5 protein-coding genes are annotated in these 6381 nt (G+C 61.7%); 2 read left to right on the forward strand and 3 right to left on the reverse strand.

The annotated features are described in order from the left end of the window. Positions 1-67 precede the first annotated feature (67 nt). Entirely contained in the window at positions 68-358 is a 291-nt protein-coding gene (locus EN932_RS25830; RefSeq protein ID WP_013531473.1) for a Dabb family protein, read from the reverse strand. A 572-nt stretch (positions 359-930) separates the two neighbouring features. Here EN932_RS25830 and EN932_RS25835 point away from each other — a divergent pair. Next, positions 931-2187, forward strand: coding sequence for a cyclopropane-fatty-acyl-phospholipid synthase family protein (locus EN932_RS25835; protein WP_063168054.1), 1257 nt, complete (start codon positions 931-933; stop codon positions 2185-2187). Between the two features lie 137 nt (positions 2188-2324). Then, positions 2325-3326 (forward strand): glycerophosphodiester phosphodiesterase family protein, encoded by a 1002-nt coding sequence (locus EN932_RS25840; RefSeq protein ID WP_127369538.1) that lies wholly within the window; start codon positions 2325-2327, stop codon positions 3324-3326. A 32-nt stretch (positions 3327-3358) separates the two neighbouring features. On the opposite strand, the gene EN932_RS25845 is transcribed toward EN932_RS25840, so the two are convergent. After that, positions 3359-5338 (reverse strand): bifunctional 2',3'-cyclic-nucleotide 2'-phosphodiesterase/3'-nucleotidase, encoded by a 1980-nt coding sequence (locus tag EN932_RS25845; protein WP_127369537.1) that lies wholly within the window; start codon positions 5336-5338, stop codon positions 3359-3361. Positions 5339-5487: 149 nt separating this feature from the next. After that, positions 5488-6381: NAD(P)/FAD-dependent oxidoreductase (locus EN932_RS25850; protein WP_164890620.1), on the reverse strand; the 894-nt coding region annotated here is incomplete at its 5' end.

The raw sequence follows: 6381 nt of genomic DNA on the forward strand, positions 1-6381 counted from the left end.
CCCGGCCATTTCGCCCCCGCCAGTTCACCGGACGTCGAAAAAGGCACCAGTTGGGACAAAGCCTCGATCAGCTTCCGGCAACGACATCGGCGGAATAGCGCAGTTCGCGCATCGGTTTGACCTTGCTGGTGGTCTGCGCATAGAGCGGGTGCGCCTTGTAGGCGGCCAGCGCGGCGTCATCGGCGAACTCCGCATAGACGACCACGTCGACCTCGTCCGACAGCGGATCCACCTTGGTGTTGAGCGTGACCTCGAACAGGCTGGAATGAGGAATGTTGCCGAGCGCCAGCAAGCCGGTGCGCACAGCCTCGACATCCTCTTTTCGCCGCGCGCTGAAGAAAACGATATGCCGGATCAACCCCGCCTCCTCGATCAAAATGCTGGGGTCTTTTGTGACGGCAGGACGTTGGCGTCAATCGACTAGGATGTCGCGGCTGCCGCCACTGGAGTTAAGCTCTGCCGGTAACATATCGCACAACATGGCTAAGCTCTCTCACTGTTGTGTCGAGATAGCGGCCCTGATTGTACATGCCATCCCAGATCAGGAAAAACGCGATGGCGGCAATGACGATTACATAACGCATGGCTAGATCTATCGCACGAGCAATTCTGCGACCATAGGCGTTTTTTGCGCGCTCGGCCTTTGCTGTGCAAAAAAGCGGATTCTCGCTGGCGCAAGCATTCCGCGTGGCACAGCCCCGCTTGCGGCCTGCCTCTTGAAGTTTCGCCGCATGACGTGGAAGATCGCCGCAGGGATTCACTGGGAAGCGCTAAAGCTCTGGTAAAAGAGCGCGTGTTTCATTCGAGCCCGCCCGTCACTGAGCCGGTCAGCGCCCGGGACCGGCAACGGCGTTCGAAGCTGGCGAATGATCCAAGAGAACCGTGGCTCGGCAATCTGCCCCGACACCGCGGAAATCCAGGGGGCACGAGATGGCACAAAAGGAACTTTTTGGCGCAGCATTGAGCGACGCGGTCAGGCTCGATGAGTTCAATTTCGCCGAGATTGTCAAAGGTCTGCCGGCGAAAGCGCGCATGGTGCTGTCGGCGGCGATGAACCTGCCGCGCGGTTCGCTCAAGGTGAGGCTGCCGGACGGCCGCGCCGTCCTCGTCGGCGGCAAGGGACCTGGCCCAGATGCCGAACTGGTGCTGAAGAATTGGCGCTTGCCCGGCCGCGCCTTTTCCGGCGGCACGATCGGCGTAGCCGAATCCTACATGGACGGCGATTGGGAAAGCCCTGATGTGACCAGCTTCCTGGAGCTGTTCGTGGTCAATTCGGTCATTGGCGAGCGTATCGCGGGCGGCACCAGTTGGCTGATCAACACCGTCCAGCGCATCCGCCACTGGTTCAACCAGAACACCCGCACCGGTTCGAAGCGCAATATCTCGGCGCATTACGACCTCGGCAACGCCTTTTACAAGCAATGGCTCGATCCGAGCATGACCTATTCGTCGGCGCTCTACACGACCGGAGCCAACGACCTGGAAAGCGCCCAGGCCGCCAAATATCGCGCGCTGGCGAAAGACACAGGGATCGGCCCGAAGGACCATGTGCTGGAAATCGGCTGTGGCTGGGGTGGCTTCGCCGAATTCGCCGCACGCGAGATCGGCTGCCGCGTCACCGGGCTGACGATCAGCCGCGAGCAGCACGATTTTGCAACGGCTCGCATCGCCAAGGCTGGCCTTGCCGAAAAGGTCGACATCAAGCTGCAGGACTATCGCGACGAAACCGGCACCTATGACCGCATCGCCTCGATCGAGATGTTCGAGGCGGTCGGCGAGAAATACTGGCCGGTGTTTTTCGGCAAGATGAAGGCTTGCCTGAGACCCGGCGGCACCGCCGGCCTGCAGATCATCACCATCAACGAAGCCGCCTACGACACCTATCGCGCAAGGCCGGATTTCATCCAGCGCTATGTTTTCCCGGGTGGCATGCTGCCGACACCGTCGATCCTGAAGACACTGGGCAAGGATCATGGCCTTGCCCATCTGCGCGAGCGCGTGTTTCCGGATGACTATGCGCGCACGCTTGCCGAATGGCGCCACCGGTTCTGGGCGTCATGGGAGAAGATCGTCCCGCTCGGCTTCGACGACCGCTTCAAGAAGCTCTGGGAGTTCTACCTGCACTATTGCGAGGCCGGATTCCGCGCCAGCTACATCGACGTGCGCCAGGTGGTCTACAAGGCGTAAGTCGACACGTTCTTCGATTTCATTGCCGCCGACCAGGCGATATCGAGGATGATCTCGATGTCGCCGCCCGGTCGCCGTCAAAAAGTCCGATCGCAAAGCAGGATGCCGCGCAGGACGGACGAATCGGAAATCACTTGATGCGCAAACGGACGATCTTCTTCGGCATCATTGTTGTCGCCGCGGCGGGCATCTGGCTCAACAACACCTCGCTGTTGTCGAGCCGCCCCGCCGGCAAGCCGGAAGTGCTTGCCCATCGCGGCCTTGCCCAGGACTACGCACGGGAAGGCATGACGGGTGAGACGTGCACGGCCAGTCGCATGTTGCCGCCGCGCCATGCCTACCTCGAAAACACGATCCCCTCGATGGAAGCAGCCTTCGCGCTGGACGCTGACGCGCTCGAACTGGATGTTCACCCGACGACAGACGGCAATTTCGCCGTCTTCCACGACTGGACGCTGGATTGCCGCACGGAAGGCAAGGGAGAAACACGCAACCATTCCATGGCCGAGTTGAAGACCCTCGATGTCGGCTATGGCTATACGGCGGATGGCGGCAAGATCTTTCCGTTTCGCGGCAAGGGTATCGGCATGATGCCGTCGCTGGATGAGGTTCTGGCGCACTTCCCGGCCCGCCGCTTCAACATCAACGTCAAGAGCAACGATCCGGGCGAAGGCGAAAAGCTGGCCGCACGGCTTGCCATGCTATCGCCGAACGAGCGCTTCTATCTCTCGGTCTATGGCGGCGACAAGCCGATTGCCGCAGTCAAGGCAGCACTGCCGGACATGCATACACTGAGCCGCGCGTCGCTGACGCAATGCATTCTGCGCTATGCCGCGCTTGGCTGGAGCGGCTATGTTCCAGATGCCTGCCGAAAAGGTACCTTGCTCATTCCCGTCAACATCGCGAAATGGATGTGGGGTTGGCCGAACCGGTTTCTCGATCGCATGCAAGGCGTCGACAGCCGCGTCTATCTGCTCGGCCCGTACACCGGCGGCGACTTTTCGCAAGGGCTGGACGATCCCGAACTGATCAAGCAGCTGCCGAACGGTTATTCCGGCGGCATTTCCACCGATGCGCTGGATCTCGTCATGCCTGACATCAAGGAACGTTTCACCCAGCCGGCTCAATCCACGCCATAAGGCCGGGACTCGAGCCGACCCCAAACCACCCTTCAAAGCAGGATGCGGTATTTCGCGAAACCTGCCTCGCCCTCGCCTGCCGGCTCGATCTTCAGCGATTTCAGCTGCGCAATGAAATCCTTGGCCTTGGCGCCGGTTTCGAACACGGCGCTGGTTCCAGGCAGCGGCGCGAACGACCAGTTGTCGTCCGCGGACGGGTTGATTGTACCCTCGCTGACGATGTAGCGGACGATGACGTCGCGATTGGTGTCCGGCGCTTCATAGATGATCTTCGAGGCATTGATGTCAGGGAAATTGCCGCCGCCACCGGCCCGGTAGTTGTTGGTCGCGACGACGAATTTCTGTTTGGGGTCAATTGGTTTTCCGTCGAAACTCAGGTCGACGATACGGTTGGCGCCAGCGTTAGCCAGCCCGCCCTTGGCATCGTATTTCGGCGGCTGCGACAGGTCTATTTTATAGGTGACGCCGTCGATGACGTCGAAATTGTAGGACGGAAAATCGGTGTTGATGAGGGCCTGGTCGGCCTTCCCCGGCTCGATCCGGTTGAAGATCCCGGCCGACATTTCCAGCCATTCCTTGACCTGCGCACCGGTGATTTCGACCGCACGCACGGTGTTGGGATAGAGATAGAGGTCGGCGACGTTCTTGATGGCGATATCGCCGGCGGGCACGTCGGTATAGTAGTCGGCGCCGTTGCGCCCGCCGGCCTTGAACGGAGCGGCCGCCGACAGCAGCGGCACATCCTTCCATTGCGTGTTCTTCAGAATATCCCTGAGGTACCAGGTCTGCGCCTGGCTGACGACCTGCACCGACGGATCGTCGGCGACCAGCGCGAAATAGGAATAGAGCGGCGCGGAGGTCTTGCCAACGGGGCGGCGCACATAGGCCAGTGTTGCCTGGTGGTCCTGCTCAAGGGCCGCGATGATGCGCTTGTCGTCCGGGACAGTCGGTTTGTTCTTATTGTCGACGCGTTCGAAGATCGGCCGCGCCTCGGAGGTGGCGGAAACGACCTTCCATTTCGACCCGTCGCGTTCCAGAATCAGGTCGATCAGCCCCATATGCGAGCCCCAGAAACCGCCCATGACGGCGGGTTTGCCCTGTAGCGTGCCCTTTTGCGTGTCGACACCATCGAGCGATTGGAAATCCTTCTTGCCGGGGAACACCAGATGCTGGTGCCCGGTGAACACCGCGTCGATGCCGGCGACGCCGGCGACGAAGAACGAGGCGTTCTCCATCATGTCGCCGTGCTTCACGTCGATGCCGGAATGCGACAGCGCAATGACGATGTCGGCGCCCGCCTCCTTCATCTGCGGCACCCAGGCCTTGGCCGCCTCGACGATGTCGCGCGTCTTGACGTTGCCTTCGAGGTTCTTGAGATCCCAGACCATGATCTGCGGCGGCACGAAGCCGATGATGCCGATCCTGATCGGCTGCTCGGCGCCCGAACCGTCCTTGATCTTCTTGTCGAGGATGACATAGGGCTTGAGATAGAGCTTGTCGTCGCGCGGGTTCGCGGCAAGCTCCGTGCCGCGGATCAGGTTGGCGCAGACGAAGGGAAAATTGGCGCCGGCCAGCACCTTGTCCAGGAACGACAGGCCATAGTTGAACTCGTGGTTGCCCAGCGTCGAGCACTCGTAGCCGAGCAGGTTCATACCCTTCATGATCGGATGCAGGTCGCCGTCCTTCAGGCCCTTCTCATAGGCGATGTAGTCGCCCATCGGATTGCCCTGCAGCAGGTCGCCATTGTCGATCAGCATCGAATTCACCGCTTCCTTGCGCACGGCGTCGATCAGGGAGGCCGTGCGCGACAAGCCCAGCGTGTCGTTCGCTTTGTCGGCGTAATAATCGTAAGGCAGCACGTTCACATGGATGTCGGTGGTCTCCATGATCCGGAGATGCGCCTGGTTGGCCTGTGCGCGAGCGGAGAAGGGATGAAGCACGATCAGCGCCCCTGTAGCTGCGGTGCCAGCGAGGAAATCGCGGCGGGAGACGGGATGGAGCAGTTGCGACATGTTTTCTCCTCATCGACAACGTGACACGCCCTGCCCCGAAGCGAACTTCGCGCCGAAATCGGCTCAAGTCCATTCAAGAAGTTGCGTGCATCGGAAGGTCAGTCGACCAGCAACAGATGACGTGCGGATGAACGGTGCCGGTGAGGAAATCAGCCCTTGTCGTCGTCGCCCTGGGTGATCAGCCGCGCGCTGCGTTGCCCCGTCGCGTAGATCCATAGCCAGCTCAGCGAAACAGCAAGCCGGTTGCGAAAGCCGATCAGGAAATAGATGTGGGCCACTCCCCACAGCCACCAGGCGAGCCAGCCGGTGAGCTTGATCCAGCCGAAATCGATGGCGGCGGCGCGTTTGCCGATCGTCGCCAGATCGCCGGCATGCCTGTAGTGGAAAGGACGCGCGGTCGTGTCGCCGCCGAGCCTGGCCTTGATGGTAGCCGCAACATGTCGGCCCTCCTGCTTGGCGGAAGGCGCCACGCCGGGAACCGGCCGCCCGTCTGGCCGCAGCACATGAGCGGCGTCGCCGATGACGAAGATCTCCGGGCTGCCACGCACACTTAGATCGGGCTCGACCAGCACCCTGCCCGCGCGGTCCGCCTTCGCTCCCAGCCATTCAGCGGCTGGCGAAGCGGCAACGCCGGCTGCCCACAGGATCGTTCGGGCGGCCAGTTGCTTATCGCCAAACACGACACCTTCGGCGTCGCAGCGCGTGACGGCCCGGCCGAGCTCGACGGTCACGCCGAGCCGCTCGAGCGCTTTGCTGGCATAGTCGGAAAGTTTCGGTGCGAAATTGGCCAGAATGCGGTCGCCGGCCTCGATCAGCACCACGCGCGTCTGCCGCGTGTCGATGTTGCGGAACTCGCCGCGCAGCGTGTCATGCGCCAGCTCGACGATGGTGCCGGCAAGCTCGACGCCGGTCGGCCCGCCGCCGACGATCGCAATTGTCAGCAGCGCCTGGCGCTTAGCGGGATCAGCCTCCCGCTCGGCCTGTTCGAAGGCCAGGAGAATTCGCCGCCGAATGGTGGTGGCGTCCTCCAGCGTCTTCAGGCC

Source organism: Mesorhizobium sp. M7A.F.Ca.US.002.01.1.1 (genome assembly GCF_004022955.1).
GTDB lineage: Bacteria > Pseudomonadota > Alphaproteobacteria > Rhizobiales > Rhizobiaceae > Mesorhizobium > Mesorhizobium ciceri.

Bases quoted from the DNA above. Each gene is read 5' to 3' on its own strand.
- EN932_RS25835 (WP_063168054.1), top strand. From the start codon at position 931: ATGGCACAAAAGGAACTTTTTGGCGCAGCATTGAGCGACGCGGTCAGG.
- EN932_RS25840 (WP_127369538.1), top strand. From the start codon at position 2,325: ATGCGCAAACGGACGATCTTCTTCGGCATCATTGTTGTCGCCGCGGCG.
- EN932_RS25845 (WP_127369537.1), bottom strand. From the start codon at position 5,338: ATGTCGCAACTGCTCCATCCCGTCTCCCGCCGCGATTTCCTCGCTGGC.